Origin of the sequence: Agaribacterium sp. ZY112, from assembly GCF_041346925.1 — a bacterium.
Classification (GTDB): Bacteria; Pseudomonadota; Gammaproteobacteria; order Pseudomonadales; family Cellvibrionaceae; genus Agaribacterium.
In genome coordinates, this window is sequence record NZ_CP166840.1 from 3,270,844 (window position 1) to 3,291,916 (window position 21,073).

Annotated in this window: 19 protein-coding genes; 10 read left to right on the forward strand and 9 right to left on the reverse strand. The window is 44.7% G+C overall.

Features of this window, described 5'->3' with window-relative positions; genetic code table 11:
- Positions 1-10: 10 nt before the first annotated feature.
- The 5 genes from fabG to AB1S55_RS14230 all read right to left on the reverse strand — a co-directional run bounded on the left by fabG (position 11) and on the right by AB1S55_RS14230 (position 3,601).
- On the reverse strand, positions 11-754 hold the full coding sequence (gene fabG, locus AB1S55_RS14210) for a 3-oxoacyl-ACP reductase FabG (protein ID WP_370978839.1): 744 nt from the start codon (positions 752-754) through the stop codon (positions 11-13).
- Between the two features lie 22 nt (positions 755-776).
- Positions 777-1,712, reverse strand: a complete 936-nt coding sequence (fabD, locus tag AB1S55_RS14215) for an ACP S-malonyltransferase (RefSeq protein ID WP_370978840.1) — start codon at positions 1,710-1,712, stop codon at positions 777-779.
- A 498-nt stretch (positions 1,713-2,210) separates the two neighbouring features.
- Complete coding sequence (gene rpmF, locus AB1S55_RS14220; RefSeq protein WP_370978841.1) at positions 2,211-2,393, reverse strand: 50S ribosomal protein L32; 183 nt, start codon at positions 2,391-2,393, stop codon at positions 2,211-2,213.
- Between the two features lie 34 nt (positions 2,394-2,427).
- On the reverse strand, positions 2,428-3,030 hold the full coding sequence (locus tag AB1S55_RS14225) for a YceD family protein (RefSeq protein ID WP_370978842.1): 603 nt from the start codon (positions 3,028-3,030) through the stop codon (positions 2,428-2,430).
- 193 nt (positions 3,031-3,223) lie between these two features.
- Positions 3,224-3,601 carry a diacylglycerol kinase gene (locus AB1S55_RS14230; protein WP_370978843.1) on the reverse strand — a complete coding sequence of 126 codons (378 nt, stop codon included), beginning with the start codon at positions 3,599-3,601 and terminating at the stop codon, positions 3,224-3,226.
- 212 nt (positions 3,602-3,813) lie between these two features.
- Between AB1S55_RS14230 and AB1S55_RS14235 the strand changes: the two genes are divergently transcribed.
- On the forward strand, positions 3,814-4,731 hold the full coding sequence (locus tag AB1S55_RS14235) for a GGDEF domain-containing protein (protein ID WP_370978844.1): 918 nt from the start codon (positions 3,814-3,816) through the stop codon (positions 4,729-4,731).
- Positions 4,732-4,796: 65 nt separating this feature from the next.
- Here the strand turns inward: AB1S55_RS14235 and nirD are convergent, their stop codons facing one another.
- Positions 4,797-5,129 carry a nitrite reductase small subunit NirD gene (nirD, locus tag AB1S55_RS14240; RefSeq protein ID WP_370978845.1) on the reverse strand — a complete coding sequence of 111 codons (333 nt, stop codon included), beginning with the start codon at positions 5,127-5,129 and terminating at the stop codon, positions 4,797-4,799.
- Positions 5,130-5,141: 12 nt separating this feature from the next.
- Complete coding sequence (gene nirB, locus AB1S55_RS14245; protein ID WP_370978846.1) at positions 5,142-7,691, reverse strand: nitrite reductase large subunit NirB; 2,550 nt, start codon at positions 7,689-7,691, stop codon at positions 5,142-5,144.
- A 407-nt stretch (positions 7,692-8,098) separates the two neighbouring features.
- On the opposite strand from nirB, the gene moaA reads away from it, so the two are divergent.
- The 9 genes from moaA to purT all read left to right on the forward strand — a co-directional run bounded on the left by moaA (position 8,099) and on the right by purT (position 18,922).
- Entirely contained in the window at positions 8,099-9,106 is a 1,008-nt protein-coding gene (gene moaA, locus AB1S55_RS14250; protein ID WP_370978847.1) for a GTP 3',8-cyclase MoaA, read from the forward strand.
- A gap of 46 nt (positions 9,107-9,152) precedes the next feature.
- Positions 9,153-9,668, forward strand: a complete 516-nt coding sequence (moaB, locus tag AB1S55_RS14255; RefSeq protein ID WP_370978848.1) for a molybdenum cofactor biosynthesis protein B — start codon at positions 9,153-9,155, stop codon at positions 9,666-9,668.
- 12 nt (positions 9,669-9,680) lie between these two features.
- On the forward strand, positions 9,681-10,886 hold the full coding sequence (glp, locus tag AB1S55_RS14260; protein WP_370978849.1) for a gephyrin-like molybdotransferase Glp: 1,206 nt from the start codon (positions 9,681-9,683) through the stop codon (positions 10,884-10,886).
- A 42-nt stretch (positions 10,887-10,928) separates the two neighbouring features.
- A complete protein-coding gene (locus AB1S55_RS14265) occupies positions 10,929-12,791 on the forward strand; it encodes a DUF5060 domain-containing protein (protein WP_370978850.1) in 1,863 nt (620 codons plus the stop codon).
- Between the two features lie 19 nt (positions 12,792-12,810).
- Positions 12,811-13,659 carry an MOSC domain-containing protein gene (locus AB1S55_RS14270; RefSeq protein WP_370978851.1) on the forward strand — a complete coding sequence of 283 codons (849 nt, stop codon included), beginning with the start codon at positions 12,811-12,813 and terminating at the stop codon, positions 13,657-13,659.
- Positions 13,660-13,766: 107 nt separating this feature from the next.
- Positions 13,767-15,458, forward strand: coding sequence for a CocE/NonD family hydrolase (locus AB1S55_RS14275; RefSeq protein WP_370978852.1), 1,692 nt, complete (start codon positions 13,767-13,769; stop codon positions 15,456-15,458).
- A 181-nt stretch (positions 15,459-15,639) separates the two neighbouring features.
- Positions 15,640-16,785: a sensor histidine kinase gene (locus AB1S55_RS14280; RefSeq protein WP_370978853.1), complete on the forward strand. Its 1,146-nt coding sequence runs from the start codon at positions 15,640-15,642 to the stop codon at positions 16,783-16,785.
- Positions 16,778-17,470, forward strand: a complete 693-nt coding sequence (locus AB1S55_RS14285) for a response regulator transcription factor (RefSeq protein ID WP_370978854.1) — start codon at positions 16,778-16,780, stop codon at positions 17,468-17,470. Before AB1S55_RS14280 ends, AB1S55_RS14285 begins: the two co-directional genes overlap by 8 nt.
- Before the next feature lie 267 nt (positions 17,471-17,737).
- Positions 17,738-18,922, forward strand: a complete 1,185-nt coding sequence (gene purT / locus AB1S55_RS14290; protein WP_370978855.1) for a formate-dependent phosphoribosylglycinamide formyltransferase — start codon at positions 17,738-17,740, stop codon at positions 18,920-18,922.
- 227 nt (positions 18,923-19,149) lie between these two features.
- Here purT and AB1S55_RS14295 read toward each other — a convergent pair whose 3' ends face one another.
- Both AB1S55_RS14295 and AB1S55_RS14300 read right to left on the reverse strand, forming a co-directional pair.
- Positions 19,150-19,533 carry a VOC family protein gene (locus AB1S55_RS14295; RefSeq protein WP_370978856.1) on the reverse strand — a complete coding sequence of 128 codons (384 nt, stop codon included), beginning with the start codon at positions 19,531-19,533 and terminating at the stop codon, positions 19,150-19,152.
- Positions 19,534-19,944: 411 nt separating this feature from the next.
- A complete protein-coding gene (locus tag AB1S55_RS14300; protein WP_370978857.1) occupies positions 19,945-20,943 on the reverse strand; it encodes a transposase in 999 nt (332 codons plus the stop codon).
- Between the last annotated feature and the right edge of the window lie 130 nt (positions 20,944-21,073).

Sequence of the window (21,073 nt, forward strand, 5' to 3'; positions counted from 1 at the left end):
TAACAAAGACTTAACACATATACATACCACCATTCACATGAATAGTTTCACCGGTAACGTATGCAGCATCATCAGAAGCAAGGAATTTTACGGTTCTTGCAATCTCTTCTGGCTGCCCCAATCGCGCTAAAGGGATGGCCGCAAGCATAGGTGCTTTTTGCTCATCCGTTAACTCACGGGTCATGTCGGTATCGATAAAACCTGGGGCAACGGCGTTAACAGTAATGTTTCGTGAACCCACCTCTTTAGCTAGCGAACGAGTAAAACCCATCACACCCGCTTTAGTGGCACTGTAGTTGGTTTGACCTGCATTACCCATCTGACCAACAACAGAACTGATATTAACAATTCGGCCCCAGCGAGCTTTCATCATGCCGCGCAATACCGCTTTACTTAAACGGTAAACAGCACTCAAGTTAGTATTAATAACATCAAACCACTCGTCATCGCTCATGCGCATTAACAAGTTATCTTTGGTAATGCCGGCATTATTCACAAGAATCTGTGGCGCGCCGTAGCTCTCTTGAACATACTTAAGTAAAGCGGCAACTGAGTCAGCATCTGTCACATTAAGCACTTGCCCCTCACCTTCTAAGCCCAGCTCTTTGAAACGAGCCGTAATAGCATCCGCACCCTTTTGGCTAGTTGCTGTACCAATAACTTTTGCACCTGCCCGACCAAGCTCGGCAGCAATCGCTGCACCTATTCCTCGGCTAGCGCCGGTTACCAGTGCAACTTTAGTCTCGAGAGACATATTCCTTCCTCTTTAAATAATGTTATTCGCTAGCGCTAGCTTTTAAAGTATCAAGCGATTCTAAGGCAGCGATAGTAATACTTTTATCAATGCGTTTCATCAGTCCTGAAAGCACCTTACCAGGGCCACACTCAGCAGCGCCAAGCACACCTGCCTGAGCAAGAGTTTGTATACACTCAACCCAACGAACAGGAGCATAAATTTGCTCAATCATTAAAGCTTTGATTTTTTCTGCGTCCATTTCGGTTTGCGCGCTTACGTTGTGCACAACAGGAATACTTGGAGAAGAAAATTCAACCGCAGCTATATCTCCTGCAAGCCTGTCAGCGGCTGGTTTCATTAGAGCCGTATGGAAAGGTGCACTAACTGGAAGCAATAATGCACGCTTTGCACCTGCTTCTTTTAAGTCATCACACGCGGCCTCTACCGCTTCTTTTTTACCGGCAATAACAACCTGCCCCGGGGCATTAAAGTTAACAGCCGATACCTCACCTTTATCTTGATGCTGAGTACAAATATCAACAATTGCTGCGTCATCTAGACCAATAATGGCAGCCATCGCCCCCTCACCCACAGGAACAGCCTCTTGCATATAACGACCGCGAAGCTGTACAAGCTTGACGGCATCTTCAAGACTGACAACACCCGCACAAACAAGGGCCGACCACTCGCCCAGACTATGACCTGCAACAAAATCAGGCGTCTGACCACCAAGCTCTTGCCACACACGCCACAGAGCAACACTACAAGTAAGCAAAGCGGGCTGAGTATTTTCAGTTAAGTTTAAGTCCTCAGTAGGCCCCTCTTGAATCAAAGCCCAAAGATCGTAACCCAACACCTCAGAAGCACTTTTAAAAGCATCGGAAAAACACGGAAACTGGTCGTAGAATTCAGCCAACATCCCAACCTTTTGAGACCCCTGACCAGGAAATACCAAGGCAAACTTATCGTCACTCATAAAACTCACTCAATATTATTTTCAAATTATTACATCAAACCAGCAAAGGTCCACTTGGGGTCTCGAGTCAGGCCTTAAAACCTCTAAGCCCTTAAACACAACAGATCTACGCCACTAGCACCCAAGTGCAGAAGCCTCCCCAAGAAAAGCACGCCATTATACATCGAAGCACTTCTTTTTTTAGCCTAAGTGCACAAGCGAAAACCTACATCAACAAGCACTTAATAGACAAGAAAGGAAACAGCGCATAAGCAAATAAAAAGTGCACTAAGTTAACCAGCCAGGGCTAATCTCAACAAAAGCAGACAAACGGGCAAGCGCAGGCACATCATTAACACAAATGACAAAACAGCTTGTGCTTAGCAACAGGGCACAGAAGAAGAATTCAGAATGCGCGCAGCAAAAAAATCAAGGCTGCAGAAACGCACAAACGGGGGCTTACGCCCCCGTTCATAGCAACAAAACATCTGTTGTGCCTTGCGACACCACTACAATGTTTTAGTCGTCGTTTTTAGTATCAACAACTTTTTTGCCACGGTAAAAACCGTCGGCAGTAACGTGGTGACGCAAGTGCTTTTCACCGCTAGTTGCGTCAACAGATAGAGTTTCAGAGCTCAACGCATCGTGTGAACGGCGCATATCACGTCTTGAACGAGTCTTTTTACTTTTTTGAACAGCCATGGATTCCTCCGGTACAATATTCGTAATGGGTGAGCTAATGCTTACCTTTTAATCCAGCAAGCACGCTAAAGGGATTTTCCTTTGGCTCACTAATTTCTTCGTCGATCTCGCCCACACTGAGCAAGTCAGGGTTTAAACAATCTTCATCGTGCCTAGCAACAACCGGGATATTAAGAAGAATTTCCTCTTCAACAATCTCGATTAAATCCGTCTCATCCTCACCAACAATCCAAGGTTCGATGTGTTTTGGCAACGCATTGGCTTGCGCCTCATCCCAAACGATACCAAGGAGAAAATCCCGCTCAATATTAAGCGACATTGACTCCAAGCAACGCTGGCACTCCAACTGCACGCAGGCAGCAATCGAGCCCTGCAACTCAGGCCTTCCCTGATCGTTACGATCAAACTGAAGCTTTACGTCTACTTTATCAATAGACAAGCTCAGCTCCGCCAGCCTAGGCAGATCGGAAGCTCGAATCGAGCGCTCGAAAGCAGCTTGTGCGGTCGCCAACTTGCGCGGCTCAACCGCTCTTGGCAGATATAGATCTTGGGCTTGCTCCGACATAGGGGCGCGATAATAGAGAAACAGTCCTTGACTGTCAAAACTTCTTATGCGATTAAGGCCACTTTCTAGCATTTTAACGCTTTGGACACTCACCGCTAAGCAAAACAAGGCTCATGAAGCCGGAAAACCACAAACATGCCAAGCCCTTGCTCATAAAACCGAACCCAAATCACAAGCAATAAGCAGCCACATATAATTAGCTATATAAATGAAGAAAGAGTTTAGGCAAGCAAACCCAGAGCAACAACACCCCAACCTCATGAACTCACCAATAATAAGGAAGCAAAATACTTGACCAGATAAAAACTGCCAACAACAAAGAAACCAATACAGCCGCAGCCCCCAAATCTTTGGCCTGCCCTGCTAATTCATGATATTCAAAACCAACACGATCAACCACTGCTTCAACAGCAGTGTTAAGCAGCTCTACAATCAGCACAAGTACGACAGCGGCCACAAGTAATACTCGCTCCACCGACGTCACATCAAGCCACACAGCAAGGGGCAGCATAAACACAGCCAACACAAACTCTTGCTGAAAAGCACTCTCATGCCTTAAAGCCTGCCACAAGCCACGCGAAGCATAATAACCCGCCTTATACAAACGCTTGACCCCCCGGTTTTTCACTGCGAACTCAGACAAAGCAACCTCCAACACCAATAACAAGCGGCAATCACCTGCCGCAAAAACACAGACCCGCGCATGCGTAAAGACGGGATTTTGACCCTTAAGCACTCAGCATACAACAACAATCGAGCTAAGCCATTGAATATAAGGGAGTTTTATTACGAAAATATTGTGGCACATATTTAGCTAACTACAAATAAAGCCCTAAAAGACAAAGAGCACTATCCATGGTCACCCTAGCAAGCAAAAACCGTCGCATTGAACCAAGCTCCAACGGCGCGGAGGCTATTGGCAAGCTTCAACTGGATATTTCCACCCGTCTTCATAGCAGCCTAGAGAGCGAAGATGTGTTGCGCAACTTCTTTCATGCCCTCAGCAAACTCATGAGCTGTGACGGCCTGCATTACCGCGATACCGAGCACGAGATTGATATTCAAATCGGCCATCATAAAAGCCACTCTGCCCTGTATCGCCTAAAGAAAGAAGAGTCAAATATGGGCGAGCTTAGATTTAGCCGCCGCCACCGTTTTGCTGAGGCAGAACTCATCACCATAGAATCACTCATAGGCCTGCTGGTAACCCCTCTTCACAATGCACGCCTATACCATGCCGCCATCCAGGGTTCACATGTTGACTCCCTCACCGGCCTGCGCAATCGGCGCGCACTGGAAAACTGCATGCAACGAGAAATACCGCTTGCGCACAGGCACAACAACCCCCTCAGCATTCTAGTACTCGATATTGATTTATTTAAAGAGATAAACGATACGCACGGCCATCTTATTGGTGACGAATGCCTACAACACATTGCTAAAATACTTAAAAATGCCCTGCGTGCAGGTGACCAAGCCTTCCGTTATGGCGGTGAAGAATTTGTAATCCAACTAAGTGAATGCGACTCAAGCAATGCTTATTACTGTGCCGAACGCATTCGCAGCCAAATAGCTGCAACACCATTAACAACCACAAGCAAACGTATAGAATTAAGCTGCTCTATTGGCTGCGCCACCCTAAAAGCAAGCGACAACTTTGAAAGCCTATTTAATCGCGCCGACCAAGCGATGTATGAAGCTAAAAGACAAGGAAGAAACCGCTGCGCTCAAGAAGCCGAGAAAAACACACAAGACAACAAAAAAATCGCATAAAAAAAGGCAGCCGAAGCTGCCCAACTGGTGCAAATTTAGGAGGAAGTTAAATTTGCTAAAAAAACTTACGCTTGTGCAAGCTGAACTTGGCCAGCTTCTTCACGCACAGGATAGACATTCAGCTTTACAGCCTCATCTTCCAAGCACTGACCTGTTTCAAGGTTAAAGTGCTGCTTATAAATAGGTGAGGCAACCACAACCTGCCCCTGAAGATCACCCACCAAACCACGTGCAAGCACAGGCATTTTGGTAAAAGGATCAATAGCATCTACGGCATAGAGCTTTTCCGCTACGCGGAATACAGCCACTTCAGCCTCACCCAACAAAGCACGAACACCCAGACCGGCTGGAATGTCGGTCGCTTCACAAATCGTTTCCCAAGAATTTACATCTGACATGGTTATCTCCCCTTACGCCGGCTCTGCTTCAGTTTCAGACTCTACAAATTTAACCACTTCTTCTTCAGTGGCTGGACGGATCTGCTCGCGCTCTTGCACAAACACAACGCTATCGTCTTTTTTGTCACTGTTAACAAAGGTGCGGAAGCGTTTAACTTTCTCTGGATCTTCGATAGTGGTCTTCCACTCACACTGGAAGGTATTCACAACATGCTGCATTTCTTTTTCAAGCTCAGCACCGAGCTCCAGCCTGTCATCCACAACAACCGACTGAAGATACTCTAAACCACCTTCAAGGTTATCCATCCATACTGACGTACGCTGTAAGCGATCGGCAGTGCGGATGTAGAACATCAACACACGGTCGATGTACTTAATAAGCGTTTCATCATCAAGACTGGTCGCAAACAAGTCAGCGTGGCGAGGCTTCATACCGCCATTACCACAAACGTAAAGGCTCCAACCTGTTTCAGTAGCGATCACACCAATGTCTTTACCTTGGGCTTCAGCACACTCACGAGTACAACCGGAAACAGCAAACTTGATCTTATGCGGGGCACGCAAACCTTTGTAGCGCTCTTCAAGGCGAATAGCCATGCCAACACTATCTAAGACACCGTAACGACACCAGGTACTGCCCACACACGATTTCACTGTACGCAAAGACTTACCGTAGGCTTGACCGGTTTCAAAACCAGCATCAACCAGCTCTTTCCAGATCAATGGCAGCTCGTGCTGCTGCGCACCAAACAAGTCGATACGCTGACCACCGGTAATCTTGGTGTACAACTTATATTTCTCAGCCACCTGACCTAATACGATCAACTTCTGAGGGGTGATTTCACCACCGGGAACACGAGGAACAATGGAGTAAGTACCATTCTTCTGCATATTCGCCATAAAGTAGTCATTAGTATCCTGCAGCGGTGCATGTTGATTTTCTAGAATGTAATCATTCCATACACTGGCAAGGATAGAACCCACGGTAGGTTTACAGATATCACAACCCAAACCCTTACCGTGTTTTTCAATCATTTCGTCAAAAGACTTAATGCCTTCAACTTTAACAATGTGGAAAAGCTCCTGACGGGTATAAGCAAAGTGCTCACACAGGTCGGTATTCACTTCAACACCTAAATTCTCAAGCTCGGCATTCATCACTTGCGTAGTTAAAGCAACACAACCACCACAACCCGTACCGGCTTTGGTTGCGTCTTTTACAGCGCCAATCGTATGCGCGCCCTCTTGAACCGCACAACTAATTTGACCTTTTGTTACTTCATAACAAGAACAAATTTGCGCCGACTCAGGCAAAGCATCAACACCCATACCTGCAGAAGCACCGCCTTCGACAGCAGGAAGAATCAAAGCCTCTGGGCTTTCAGGTAATTCCATACCGTGAACACACATCTGCTGAAGCGTGCCATAAGCATCAACATCACCAATTAACACAGCACCGAGTAAAGTTTTATGATCTTCACTAACAATGATGCGCTTATAAACTTCGCTCACACCATCTTGATAGACGTAGCTTTTACAGCCCGGTGTACGACCATGCGCATCACCCACTGAAGCCACATCCACACCAAGCAGCTTAAGCTTAGTACTCATGTCGGCACCTTCAAACTGCTCATCACCGCCAGTAATATGTGAAAGAGCAACTTTAGCCATTTGGTAGCCAGGAGCTACCAAACCAAAGATCTTGCCATCCCAAAGCGCGCACTCACCAATAGCGTAAACATCTTCAGCAGAGGTCAAACAGTTATTGTCAATGACAATACCGCCACGCTCACCAATAGCAATATCATATTGACGAGCCAGCTCATCTTGCGGGCGAATACCTGCAGAGAACAAAATCATGTCTGTTTCTAGGAAAGAGCCATCCGCAAAGTTCATGCGGTAGCGACACTCTTCACCAGCAACAATTTCTTTTGTGTTTTTCTCGGTATGAACACTCACACCTAGCGCTTCAATTTTACTGCGCAGTAAGTTACCGCCACCCTCATCAAGCTGAACAGCCATCAAACGCGGAGCAAATTCAACAACGTGCGTTTCTAAACCGAGGTTTTGCAATGCATTGGCCGCTTCAAGGCCAAGTAAACCACCACCAACAACCACGCCTTTTTTACTCTGCTTAGCGGAAGCAGTAATGGCTTCTAAATCTTCAATGGTGCGATAGACCAAGCAATGCTCTTGATCTTTACCAGGGATAGGAGGAACAAAAGGAAAAGAGCCCGTTGCAAGAATCAGCTTGTCGTAAGCTTCTTCGCGGCCCGATTCCGTCACAACTTTCTTAGCCGCCGCATCTAAAGAAACAACTTTATCGTTTAGGACGTAACTAACACCATTCTCCTGATAATAACCCTCAGAAGTCAGCATAAGATCGTCTGCTGTAGAACCCGAGAAATAGGCACTCAATTGCACACGATCATAAGCCAAGCGAGGCTCTTCAGAAAAAGTGATTACGTCATAGCTTGCAGCATCTTCATGACCAATCAAGTTATCAATGAACTTGTGGCCAACCATGCCGTTACCGACAACAACGATTCGTTGCTTACTCATATTGATATTTCCTCAATTCAACACGCACCAGTGTTTAACTCTAAGCGTTTCAATTCTTATATAACCTAACTTATTCGGTGATTGTTTAGTTTTTATCTCACCAAGCGAGGGACGCGAATCATATTGCAAAAGTAAAACCAAAACCACATTTTTTGTAAAAGTATTTTAAAAAAACCATTAAAATCAAAAACTTAAAAACACAACACAAAAAACAAAACCAACTTAATACTGTTTGACCCAGCTCAAAACCGCACCAAAAAACAGCATGACGCACCAAGCAGGAGCCAAAACACAAACCAATACAGACTATATTTTAACCAGCAGAGAAACAGGATCACGCATAAGCACCAAAGTTGCGCACATATTTTTAGCTATTTCCTAGAAGACTAAGGCTATAATGCTCGCCTATGACTCACTCCCCTACCCTACTAGAAGACGGCTTTGGCCGACGCGTTGATTATTTACGTCTGTCGGTAACAGACCGCTGCGACTTTCGCTGCACCTATTGCATGGCGGAAGATATGACGTTTCTTCCACGTAAAGACGTGCTCAGCTTTGAAGAAATACAACTCGTTGCTGAAGCCTTTACCAGCCTTGGAGTGAAAAAAATACGCATTACAGGTGGTGAGCCGCTTATTCGCCGAGATATCGTGCCGCTACTTAGCAAGATCCGAAAAATGCCACGGCTCGAAGAACTTAGTATCACCACCAATGCTTCACACTTAGCTCAATATGCTAAAGAGCTAAAAGACGCAGGTGTTGATCGCATAAATATCAGCTTGGATTCTTTAAAAGCTGAGCGTTTTAAGACACTCACTCGTCACGGTAATTTACAACACGTACTCGACGGCATTGAAGAAGCGCGCAAATACAATTTCAAAGCCTTGAAGTTAAACAGCGTGGCCTTAAAAAACTTTAACTTCGATGAAGTAAGGGATCTAAGCCGTTATGCTTTAGAGCGAGACATCGACATCAGCTTTATTGAAGAAATGCCACTTGGTGAGATCACCAGCCACGCGCGCAATATTGAGTTTGTTTCAAGCGCCGAGCTCAGGCAGGCCCTAGCCCCCGAATTTCAACTGAGCCCATGCAGTGACATCACCGGAGGCCCTTCTAAATACTGGCAAGCTGAAGGCTACCGATCTCGTATTGGCTTTATTTCGCCACACAGCGAAAATTTCTGCGCAAGCTGTAATCGAGTACGTCTTACCGCCTCGGGTCGCCTACTACTTTGCCTTGGCAATGAACACAGTGTCGATCTACGAACTTTGATTCGCGAATCCGAGCCAGATCAAACCTTAAGCCTAGTAAAACAAGCTATTGTCGACGCCATGACCATAAAGCCAGAAAAACATCATTTTGACTTAAACGAGGCGCCACAGGTTTTGCGCTTTATGAATGCCACAGGCGGCTAAGCCCCGCCCTTTGCCAAAACGCGCCCAAGCGCAATGAGATACAAGCATGAGCGAAAAATTTAAGGATTTTATCCCACTAAATGTAGCGGTTCTCACCCTCAGCGATACCCGAAGTTTTGCCAACGACACCTCTGGCGATGCCCTGCAAAAAGCAGCAGAAGACGCAGGCCATAATGTCGTTGCGCGCGAGCTCATTAAAGACGACATCTTTCACATGCGCGCCGTTGTTTCACAGTGGATTTTTGATGACGACAAACAGGTCATTTTAATTACTGGCGGCACCGGTTTTACCGGCCGTGACTCAACCCCTGAAGCCTTGCGCCCGCTGTTTGAAAAGCAAGTCGAAGGTTTTGGTGAGCTGTTTCGCGCAGTCAGTTATGAAGAGATTGGCAGCTCAACCATTCAAAGCCGTGCCACTGCAGGTTTAGCTAATCGTACCATCACCTTTTGCCTACCAGGCTCTACCGGCGCCTGCCTAACTGCTTGGAATAAAATCATTGTTGAGCAGTTAGATAGCCGCCACCGCCCTTGTAACTTTGTTGGCCAGCTTATAAAAAAATAAGGCGACACAGCCATGCTTGAATTTCTTAATGCACTTGAAGCCATGCAGGCCGAAGGAAAAAAACTCGCCTCAACAAAAACCGAGCAAATTAAACTCAGTCAAGCTCTCGGGCGCGTTTTGAGCGAAGACATCCACGCCACTATTGATGTGCCACCTGCCGACAATAGCGCAATGGACGGATGGGCCTATAACAGCAAAGATATAAGCGAGGTCGGCCAAAGCCTAAGCGTTAGCCAACGAATTTGTGCAGGTGATGAGGCCCAACCATTACAACTTGGTACTGCCGCTCGCATTTTCACTGGCGCGGAAATTCCTGCTGGAGCCGATACTGTTGTTATGCAAGAAAACTGCAGCTGGCAAGACAAACAAAACGTTATAATTAACAAACTCGATCAAAGCGGTGCCAATATCCGTCGCCGTGCTCAAGACATCGCTCAAGGCAGCTGTATTCTCAAAGCAGGTCAGTTACTTGATGCTCGCCAAATCGGGTTATTAGCCTCCATTGGTATAAACAAAATCAAAGTGCAAACCCGCTTGCGCATTGCTCTTATAAGTACCGGCGACGAACTTATCCCTGCGGGTAAAGGCCCATTAAAACCTGGCCAGATCTATGACAGCAATGGCCCTATGCTCGAAGCTTATGCAAGAGAACTCGGTTGTAACATCGTTATGCGCTCTCACGCTCCAGATGATCTTCAAGCCAGCGAAACGCTCTTTAAAGAAGCCGCGGAAAAAGCAGAGCTCATTTTAAGTTGTGGCGGTGTCAGTGTTGGTGAAGAAGACCACGTAAGAACAGCATTAGAAAACCTAGGCGAGCTCGATTTCTGGAAGATACGCATTAAACCCGGCAAACCTCTGGCTTACGCACGGCTCCCCAAAAAAGATGGCGGCACTTGTGCTTTTATTGGCCTACCTGGCAATCCTGTCTCGGCCTATGTTTGCTGCCACTTATTTGCTTCGACCTTAGTCCGCGCCATGCAAACTCAGCAGCACTGTTTCCCTAAATCCCGTCAGGCGACAAGTGCTTTTAACATTAAGCAAACAGGTAAACGCCCCGAGTTTATTCGCGTGATAGAAACAGAGAAAGGTTTAGAGCGCTATAGCAACCAAAGCTCTGGGGTATTGTCTTCTGTGGCTTGGGCAGATGCCTTAGCCCTGTTACCCGAACAAACAGAAATCGAGCTGGGCCAAAGCTTAGAGATATTCCCCCTGAGTTAATGATTCGCTAACTAGTCGCATGACCACACAAAGGATGCATGCATGTTTCAATCTATACGCTTTCTTTTGGTTTTAAGCCTGACATTAAGCACCTTGCTTTTAAGCATAAACAGCTTCGCAAACAGCTCGGTCGAGTTGCTAGGAGAAAAACGACTCTGGCACAGCCTCACCTTGAGCTTTGATGGGCCTTCGGTAAGTGAAGATGACGAATACAATCCCTTCCTTAATTACCGCCTCAACGTTGAGTTTCTTCACCCTAAAACTGGTAAGAGATATTTAGTACCTGGATTTTTTGCAGCCGATGGTAACGCGGCTAATAGCTCAGCGAAACAAGGTAATAAATGGCAAGTACGGTTTAGCCCCGATGAATTAGGCCTTTGGCAGTGGCAGGCCTCATTCAGAAAAGGCCCTTACGTCGCAGTATCAGAAAAGTTCGACACCGGGCAACCTGGCGGATTTATGGATGAGTCCAATGGTCAGTTCAAAATAAAAAAGAACAACAAAAAAGAACCTGATTTCCGCTCTCAAGGTCGGCTCGAATGGGTCAACCAAAGCTACTTACGTTTTGCAGGAAGCCAAAAGTACTTTATCAAGGCAGGCCCAGACTCCCCAGAAAACTTGCTTGCCTATGCTGATTTCGACGGTAATTTCCACAGTGATGGACACGGAGATGAACTCGTAAAAACTTGGGCCGGGCATTTGCAAGACTGGAATAAGAATGATCCAAGCTGGCAGAACGGAAAGGGGCGCGCATTAATTGGGGCTTTAAACTATCTTGCCTCTAAAGGTTTAAACTCAATTAGCTTTTTGACTTTAAACATTCTAGGTGATGACAAAAACGTCTTCCCTTATATCGACTACAACACCTACGACCGCTTTGATATCAGCAAGCTAGAGCAGTGGAATATCGTCTTTAGCCACGCACAAAAAAAAGGCTTATTTCTGCACTTCAAGACTCAGGAAGTAGAAAACCAAGGCTTGCTTGATGGTGGTGGCCTCGGCATAGAACGCAAACTTTATTACCGAGAATTAATCGCACGCTTTAGTCATCACCTCGCACTTAATTGGAACATGGGGGAAGAAAACGGAGATTGGTTGCCGGAGAACATTACCGCCCCTCAAGATACCAATCAACGTCTAGCGATGGCGAAATATTTTAAGGAACACGACCCCTACCAGCACCACAGAGTAATTCATAACGGCATCTATTTTGATGACTTACGGGGCGAACAAAGCTGGTACACAGGCGCATCCATACAAACCTCACAAAGCGATTTTAGCGGTGTGCATAAACAAGCTAAAAATGTGCTTTCTTGGCCAACGAGTAACGGCCGCCAATGGGCTGTTGCGGTTGATGAGCCTGGCGATGCGGAGTTTGCTTTATTGCCAGACAGTAAAGACCCCTCCCACGATATAGCCAGAAAAAATGGCTTATGGGGAGCGTTAATGGCTGGCGCTTGGGGTAGCGAATGGTATTTTGGTTATAAAAATGAACACAGCGATTTAACAGCACAAGACTGGCGAAGCAGAGACCTTTTTTGGCAACAAGCTAAACACAGCATTGATTTCTTTGACTTATTACAACAACAAAAACTCGCCATAGAAAAAGCACGCAATCATGATGAACTAGCGCCAACAGCTTGGGTTCTCGCTCAACTTGGTGAGTTTTATATTGTTTATTTTAAAGATGGAACAAAAGATACCTCTCTTAGCATGCAATCGACATTAGGAAGCTATGAGATACACTGGTTCGACCCAATAAAAGGAGGCAGGTTTCAACAAGGCAGTGTGAAAACCATCGACATTGAAACAAAAAGGTATTATGCGTGGGAACGCATAGATAAAGAGCTTGGTCAGCCGCCCCACAGCCCAGAACAAGATTGGCTAGTGCTTATAAAAAAATAGCAAAGTAGAAGAAAAGAGCATGGATATAAAAGTAGAAGCCCTGTATTGCTACCCAGTTAAATCATGCGCAGGCATGAGTTTAGACGCTGCAACATTAACAACAACGGGCTTTGAACTCGATCGCAAGTGGATGCTGGTCAACCAACAAGGTCGCGCCCTTACTCAACGCCAGTATCCTAAACTTGCACTAATAAGCACTCAATACGACGGAAAAAGCTTGCAACTAAATTTGCCAACAGGTGAAAGTTGCGACATCAATCATAGTGACTTAGACACAGAGCTCGAAGTGGGTCTTTGGTCTGACAAAGTACTAGCTCTGGGCGCTTGCACACAAGTACAAAAATGGCTTCGGAAGTGCCTAAGCCCGCTTATAGGCCTCGATAATATCAATTTAGTTCATTTCAATCAGAAGCAACTTCGCAAGCCGGCTCAACCTGAACGTTTTGGCCTTAGCGCACGTCACTTTGCTGATGCAGCGCCTTATTTATTGGCGAATAGCGCTTCATTAAAAACACTAAACAAGGAACTTGCATCACAAGATAAGAACAACGTCGACATGCGCCGCTTTCGCCCAAACATCGTAGTCAGCGGACTTGAGGCTTTTGCCGAACACAAATACAAAAAGCTTATTTTAAGTAATGGTGCCGAGCTTGAATTAGTTGATCACTGTGAACGCTGCGTGATGATTACCGTAGATCCTGACACCGGCACTAAACACCAACAACAAGTGCCCTTTCGTGAACTAGCAAAAATAAATGCTATGCCCCACAAAAAACATGCGCCTGCTTTTGGAGTTAATGTAAAATTAGCTAACAATATTGAGAGCCTAGACCTACATATCGGGGATACTTTACAAGCTCAAAGATAAGCACTTTTACATCCTAGCAATTCACAAACGCTTCACATATTTTCGACATTTTCATCACACCACACACCTTATCCTTAACTTGCTTTTCAACAGGATGAGGTCTGCACATGTTTTACAACAAGATAAAAGCTTTTGGGCTTGTAAGTTTCTTCAGTCCGGTTTTCTTAGGCGCTTGTGGCGGTGACAACAAGCCTAAAATGACGTCGATACCGCCAACGATTGAGATTGAATCGGGTATAGAGGTTCTATTTGAAGAAAACCTTCGTATACCTATGCGCGATGGCACGTCTCTTTCAGCCAATGTCTTTCGCCCAACTAAAGATGGCCCATACCCCGTTTTAATGGCCATGACACCATATAACAAAGACGACCTACCCGTAGAATACGAGGCCATACAAGGCAATATTCAGGTATCGGATTACGCCAGCTTTGAAACATTAGATCCAGGTTACTGGGTTCCTCAAGGTTACGCCGTTGTCACCATTGACACACGAGGTAGTAACTTATCTGAAGGTAATTTAAGCCTGTTAAGCCAACAGGAAGCGCAGGACTATTACGATGCGATTGAATGGTTTTCAAAGCGACCGTGGAGCAATGGCAAAGTGGGTCTTGCTGGTGTTTCATATATGGCTTTAAACCAATGGCAGGTGGCATCTCTCGCACCTCCTAGTTTAGCCGCTATCATGCCGTGGGAGGGGTTTACTGACGTTTATCGAGACTTAGCTTACCACGGTGGAATTCCTAATAGAGCATTCCTTGATGGCTGGTGGCAATTTAGAATCTTAGATAACAAGAACCAAAGCAGCAACGACCCCGCCCTTCCTGAGCGTGTAAGGGAAAACCCACTTTTAAATGAATTTTATCAAAACTTAGGAGCTCAAAATTTAAGCTCAGTAAGGATTCCCGCATATATAACAGCTAGCTGGCCTGATCACGGCTTACATACACGAGGAACCCTACTAGGCTACGAAGGCATTAGCTCAGAACATAAATGGTTAGAAATTCATGGGCGAAAAAAGTGGGAATGGTTTTACAGTTTAGCCAGCCAAGCAAGACAGCAACAGTTTTTTGATTATTTTCTAAAGGGCTCCAATAACGGCATGCTTGAAGTCCCCCGTGTACAGTATGAACTGCGTAGCGCCTACTATGAAGGCGAGACTAAAACCTCTGATACATGGCCCTTAGAAAACACACTTGAGCAACAACTCTACTTAGATTTTAATAGTTTAGAGCTGCAACAAGCGCCCGTTAATACAGCGTCAGAAGACTTTTATTACATTACTGGTGATGAAAACTTCCAGGGAGATAAACAAAGCGTCAAACTCAAATACACCTTTAATCACGATACTGAAATTACAGGCTCAATGAGCTTAAACTTATGGATTTCTATTCAGGGAAATACAGATACTGATCTATTTATTGGTATACAAAAAGAAAACGAAAACAATGAACAGATACATATCTATGGTAACGATATAGAAAAGGGGCAAGTCGCAAACGGCTGGTTGCGAGCATCACATCGAGAACTTGATACAGAACTATCATTACCAACCCGTCCATGGCACAAACATCAAAAACAACTAGCGATAGACGAAAATGAAGTCATCCCTGTGAATATTGAAATCCACCCCTCTTCAACGCTCTTTCGAGCTGGCGAGCAACTAGTGATAATCATACAAGGTTCTGATATCGAAGAAAGCGGCATTTATCACGACTCTATTAAAGGCGGTAGAGTAACGCTATACAGCGATCCAGACCACCCTTCTCAGCTTGTCTACAATAGCGTGATACCTAATTGACAACAACGCCAGATAGATCCGTTAAAATTGAAATCTAAGCACAGAATTAAAGCCTGCCATTTAACACTGTTTAAGTGTTAACCTGCTACTCAAGCATCAATAGGTTTTCCCAGTCGCTCGTACACACGAGCGGCTATTTTTTATTTCTGAGTAATATAAACCTAAGGACTCGTTCTTCTTTATGACCCTAAAACATAAAATAAGAGCCTACTTACTCATTTTTTCATTTAGCATTGCGCTAAGCTATTCACTTTTTTTGCTATTTATAAGCTACCGTGGTGAAGATGCTATTTATAACCAACTGCTAACTTTAGCGTGGCAGAAACGACAAAGTCAAAATACCTTAATTCACTGCCCTTGCTACAACGGACTTGTCACTATAGACAGGCAGCCACAAAAGGATTGGCCAATTGATTTAGATGAGGGCTTTTATGAGTTTGACCACATACACCTACTACACACACAAGATCAAGGCCAACACTGGTATCTCTCCATCAAGTCCAGTGACAGCCCTTTAGACTTAAGAGAGACAGAACTGCTAACCCTAATATGGGCTCTATTACTAATTACTTTAGTCGCAAGCCTCATCTTAAGCCATGCATTAAACTCGCTTATTATCAAGCCTATTCGTAGGCTGGTAAGGCGCTTATTGAAATCTAGCATAACCGCTCATCAAACACAGGAACCACAACACACAGAAATTGAGTATCTTGAGCACCTCTTCTCGGAAAACTTAAGTCGCCTTGAGGAGTTTTTAAAAAGAGAACAGCAGTTTACTCGTACGGTAAGCCATGAACTTAGAACCCCCATCAGCATAATGAAAACCTCACTCACGCTAATGGATGTTTATACACCACAGCATCAGCTAATCGCCTTAAAAGAAAAGATGCAACGATCAGTCATAAAAATGGAAGAGCTAACTGATATCTTTCTTGAACTCAGCAGAGAAGAAAATTTAAGAACACATAAAAAACCGATCGATATCACAACCGTAATTAAAGAAGTTTGTGAAGCACTTGGAGAAAGTACACAGTGGTCTATTAAGGAGCAATCGGTATGCCGAAAAACGGTATCAGCAAGGCTAATTTATAGTCTATTTGAAAACATCATACGTAACATCAACATACACAGTAAAGGTAGTGCTTATGTGTCTATATCCGCTAAAAGATTATACTTTGTTAACCAAGTTAGGGACAACAGTAAACCTCATGGCTCAGGTATAGGGTTAACCATTATTGATAAAATATGTAAAGTATTAAAGTGGGATCTATTAATTCACCATACTGCATACCGTTTTCTTGTTAAAATTGAGTTTAACGATGAGTAATAAAATACGTATACTTTTAGTAGAAGATAACATAGATCTAGCAGAAAATATTTCTATTTTCATGCAAACCTGCCTACACGAAATAGATCATGTAAGCTCTGCATTACAGGCAATAGATCTCATTAAAACATTCCGCTACGACGTACTACTTCTTGATGTAATGCTGCCTGGTATGGATGGTTTTACTTTGGCAAGAACCTTAAGAAATAAATTCAACTGCTCTAGCCCAATCTTATTCTTAACTGCACGTGACTCAATGTCGGATAAAGTAGAGGGCTATAGCAGTGGTGCTGACGATTATTTAGTCAAACCTTTTGATCTTCAAGAGCTCGAACTAAAAATAAATGCCATTGTAAATCGTGCAAACGGCGTATTGAATGAACATTTAATATTAGAAAAACTTCACTTACAACCTCAAAGTAGAAGAGCCTTTTTTGATACTCAAGAACTTACATTAACGCAAATGGGCTTTTGTATATTACATACCCTGGTTCTTGCTCACCCTAAAATAGTGAGTAGAGCTGAGTTAGAAGAAACCATTTGGCAAGGGAATCCACCAGAGAGCGACAGTATTCGAAGTCATATCTACATATTGCGGCAAGCCTTAAAAACAGTACACAACGACAGCATTATTGAAACCATACACGGCTTAGGCTTTCGCTTAAATGCAAATAACATTAGCTAAAAAATGATAGGAGGCTATAACACGGGATAAGAACAGCACTAAGTAAGTGGAAAGCATCAATTCTTAAGCCTATCAACAACAAAATCACCTCACTATGACAACTGCGTAAGCTCAAAAACAGCTAGAAGCTGGTGAAACGCGCCAATCACAGAACAACGCTCTCGTTTTTCATGCGATAAATAAGCTATTGGGCATCAATGGCAGTATTTAATATAATCCCCCCTACTTTGACTCCTACCGCCAATTCTCTATTTCAGGAACCCCAGCATGCTTAAAATAGGCACACCGTATTCCAGTACAGCTACCAAGGTCTTATTGTTAGGCGCCGGAGAGCTGGCTAAAGAAGTGGTTATTGAATGTAAACGACTTGGCGCCGAGGTCATTGCCTGTGATCGCTATGCAAATGCTCCCGCCATGCAGCTTGCAGACAGGTCCTATGCCTTTTCTATGCTCGATGAAAAGGCCCTGCAAGAAGTCATTGAGAAAGAAAAACCCGACTTTGTGGTACCTGAAATTGAGGCAATTGCCACCGACCTACTGGTGAAACTTGAAGCGGAAGGTTTAAACGTGGTGCCAACCGCGCGCGCGGCTCAGTTGACGATGAATCGTGAAGGCATTCGCTGCTTAGCCGCTGAAGAGCTGGGCCTGCCAACCTCCACGTACAAGTTCTGTAGCGAATTGGAAGAGTTTAAAACTGCAGTGATGGAGATCGGCTTACCCTGTCTTACCAAACCTATTATGAGCTCATCTGGCAAGGGCCAAAGCCTACTGAAATCTGAGGCCGATATTGAACCGGCTTGGAAGTACGCTCAAGAAGGCGGCCGCGCTGGCGGTGGCCGAGTCATTGTTGAGGGTTTTGTTGATTTCGATTTTGAAATCACCCTGCTGACTGTCCGCCATGCGGGCGGCACCTCTTTCTGCGCACCGATCGGCCACAGACAAGAAGACGGCGACTATCAAGAGAGTTGGCAGCCCCAACAAATGCCAGCATTGGCACTTGAACGCAGTGAAGCAGTCGCCAAAAAGGTAACTGACGCGTTAGGTGGTTACGGTATTTTTGGTGTTGAGTTATTTATTAAAGGTGAAGAGGTCATTTTTAGTGAAGTCTCACCACGCCCTCACGATACCGGTATGGTGACCTTAATCAGCCAAAACCTCAGTGAGTTTGCTCTACACGCTCGCGCCTTTATGGGTTTGCCTATTCCCAATATTCGCCAATACGGCCCAGCCGCATCACGTGTATTGTTGGTTGAAGGTGAAGGGAAAGACATTGAATACAGCAATTTAGATCAAGCACTGGCGTTAGCCGATACCGACTTCCGACTTTTTGGCAAACCAGAAGTCAGCGGTAAGCGCCGAATGGGTGTGGCATTAGCACTAGGCGAAAGCATTGATGAAGCCAAAGAAAAAGCCGTGCATAGTTCGGCCGCAGTTAAGGTAACGATCAAATAAGAGATGGCCACGTGGTAAGAGCGTTAACTTCTGGCTCTTACCGCGTTATTTACCTAGATCATTTACAAGGCTATGTAACATTTAAGTGAGTTACTTAAGCACTTAAATTAATCTCGTCAAAAGAGGCCTTTATTTAAAGGCTCAGCTCAGACTTTTCGAAATAAGGTTTAAGCCCTGTCAATATGCTCCTAGCCAGCCTAATTAGATTAGGCACAAACAAAAGTGATTTATTGAATGGAGTGAAGCCCAATGCGATTACCTTCTGAATCAATAAAATGCCCGATATAGCCAATTTCATCACCCAGATGCGTTTTCGGAATTAAAACCTTACCGCCGGCTGCTTCAACCTTAGATAAGGCGACACCTAAGTCATCCCCTCCGTTTAAATAAACAATACTGCCATCACTAGATGGCTTCAGCTCCATACCGCAGATAAGTGCTCCTGATACAGAAGACTTATCATCATGAGGAAATAAGCCTAGCATTATCTCATCCATCGCTTGCTCACAAATGTCTATGCTCAGCACCTGTTCGTAAAAGCGTATAGCTCGAGTTAAATCAGTTACTGGGATTTCAAACCAAACGGCTTGGTGGTACGTATTATTTTCCATGGTAATTTCTCCATTTATGAATGACTCCGGCAAGGCCGCCGGAGAAAGATGGAGAGTTTAAAATAGAGCTACTGACACCCTATTGTCAGTAGTGTTTTATTTGAAGAATAAGGGCGGGAAAAGTGAGTTCCTTATTGGATTATTCGGATGTATGAGAATAGGTAAAGGCTAGAGCTTTAATAAAATTGCTGGTGCACTTTCACATTGAAGCTGGCGTATAGCAACGTGAGATGAGTTATTACTCGGCAGTTGATCGGCTACTAATTCTAATAGTGAAGTGCGTTATCCTTCCAAAAAATAAAAGATAAAAAAACATCCACCGACCACTTATCCATAAATTATTGCCACACGCGCCGGAAGCACATAAAACATCAAAGTTATAGCGTTCTCATAAACTTACTTTCGAAACGACTACTCGCCAAGCAAGGCCTTACAGTTGCAGACACATGAAACCTGCTTTTGAGAAAAATCAGCAACAAGACTTTTTACCGAGCGACTGCGGCCGACCAAACCTTTAAAGCGGCTCTCAAATTCTGTCGCAATGCAAAGCCAGCGTTTGGCATCGATATTCAAACGTTCAAGGATGGGAGGTAGCCCTTCGGCTATAAGCCCCCTTTTTTTAGGTCTTAACTGCCTACCAGTCCAATCAAGCAGCTCAGAATAATCGCTCAAACGCCAAGGTAGGCCCTTGGGTATGTTAAGTCTTGGATTGCCTACAAACGGTAGTAAATCGGAAGTTTGTTGGCGGCGCTGATTTGGAGCTCTGGATTTTTTAGCTTTTTTGATGCGACGCCTGATGCTGGTATGCTCCGATGCCTCTGGAGTTTGAGCCATTTTTACTCTCACCGGGTTTAAATCAACATAAGCCAAGCACGCAGCTAATGCGACATCATCCAATAAAGCTTGGCTTTTATAGCGCCCTTCCCAAAATCGCCCTGTGCACTGATCTTCTGCATTGGCTTCACGGGCAATACCCTCATTAATTAACTGCATAAAGAGGCTGATGCTATAAAGGCGCTCGCGCCAATTCGCAATAATATCGCTAAGAACTTTCGCCTCCGCCTTATCTAACAACTCATCTCGAATAAAACGCTGGCTTAATAAATTGCCCTTGTATAAACGATGCCAACGCTCAACAACGTCTTTGTCACTCCAGTTAAGCGCCTGATCACGATCAACCCTGACCACCACGTGATAGTGGTTCGACATCACCGCATAAGCACAAACATCAATGGCAAAGACCTTGGCGAGCATAAGAATACGCTCCTCGACCCACAAACGCCGGTGCTCATAATCACAACCTGTTAGTTGATCTTTGCCACACAAAAACGCCCTACGTACACAACGGCTAACGCAGTGATAGTAAGGCGTGGCATCTAAACATATCTGTTGTTCGCGGGCTTTGGTCATCGAACCAACCTTTAGTAAGCAAGTTAACTAAAGGCTAGAACGAAATAAAGAAACTACAAACTTAGTGGGTGTCCTTATTATTCTAACTAAAGGCTAGAACGAAATAAAGAAACTGTAAACTTAGTGGGTG

Excerpts from the sequence above, each read along its gene's own strand:
- moaB (WP_370978848.1), top strand. The coding sequence starts at position 9,153 with ATGAGCGAAAAATTTAAGGATTTTATCCCACTAAATGTAGCGGTTCTC.
- nirB (WP_370978846.1), bottom strand. The coding sequence starts at position 7,691 with ATGAGTAAGCAACGAATCGTTGTTGTCGGTAACGGCATGGTTGGCCAC.
- AB1S55_RS14235 (WP_370978844.1), top strand. The coding sequence starts at position 3,814 with ATGGTCACCCTAGCAAGCAAAAACCGTCGCATTGAACCAAGCTCCAAC.
- moaA (WP_370978847.1), top strand. The coding sequence starts at position 8,099 with ATGACTCACTCCCCTACCCTACTAGAAGACGGCTTTGGCCGACGCGTT.
- AB1S55_RS14265 (WP_370978850.1), top strand. The coding sequence starts at position 10,929 with ATGTTTCAATCTATACGCTTTCTTTTGGTTTTAAGCCTGACATTAAGC.
- AB1S55_RS14225 (WP_370978842.1), bottom strand. The coding sequence starts at position 3,030 with ATGCTAGAAAGTGGCCTTAATCGCATAAGAAGTTTTGACAGTCAAGGA.
- AB1S55_RS14270 (WP_370978851.1), top strand. The coding sequence starts at position 12,811 with ATGGATATAAAAGTAGAAGCCCTGTATTGCTACCCAGTTAAATCATGC.
- fabD (WP_370978840.1), bottom strand. The coding sequence starts at position 1,712 with ATGAGTGACGATAAGTTTGCCTTGGTATTTCCTGGTCAGGGGTCTCAA.
- AB1S55_RS14285 (WP_370978854.1), top strand. The coding sequence starts at position 16,778 with ATGAGTAATAAAATACGTATACTTTTAGTAGAAGATAACATAGATCTA.
- rpmF (WP_370978841.1), bottom strand. The coding sequence starts at position 2,393 with ATGGCTGTTCAAAAAAGTAAAAAGACTCGTTCAAGACGTGATATGCGC.
- AB1S55_RS14280 (WP_370978853.1), top strand. The coding sequence starts at position 15,640 with ATGACCCTAAAACATAAAATAAGAGCCTACTTACTCATTTTTTCATTT.
- purT (WP_370978855.1), top strand. The coding sequence starts at position 17,738 with ATGCTTAAAATAGGCACACCGTATTCCAGTACAGCTACCAAGGTCTTA.
- AB1S55_RS14300 (WP_370978857.1), bottom strand. The coding sequence starts at position 20,943 with ATGACCAAAGCCCGCGAACAACAGATATGTTTAGATGCCACGCCTTAC.
- glp (WP_370978849.1), top strand. The coding sequence starts at position 9,681 with ATGCTTGAATTTCTTAATGCACTTGAAGCCATGCAGGCCGAAGGAAAA.
- nirD (WP_370978845.1), bottom strand. The coding sequence starts at position 5,129 with ATGTCAGATGTAAATTCTTGGGAAACGATTTGTGAAGCGACCGACATT.
- fabG (WP_370978839.1), bottom strand. The coding sequence starts at position 754 with ATGTCTCTCGAGACTAAAGTTGCACTGGTAACCGGCGCTAGCCGAGGA.
- AB1S55_RS14275 (WP_370978852.1), top strand. The coding sequence starts at position 13,767 with ATGTTTTACAACAAGATAAAAGCTTTTGGGCTTGTAAGTTTCTTCAGT.
- AB1S55_RS14295 (WP_370978856.1), bottom strand. The coding sequence starts at position 19,533 with ATGGAAAATAATACGTACCACCAAGCCGTTTGGTTTGAAATCCCAGTA.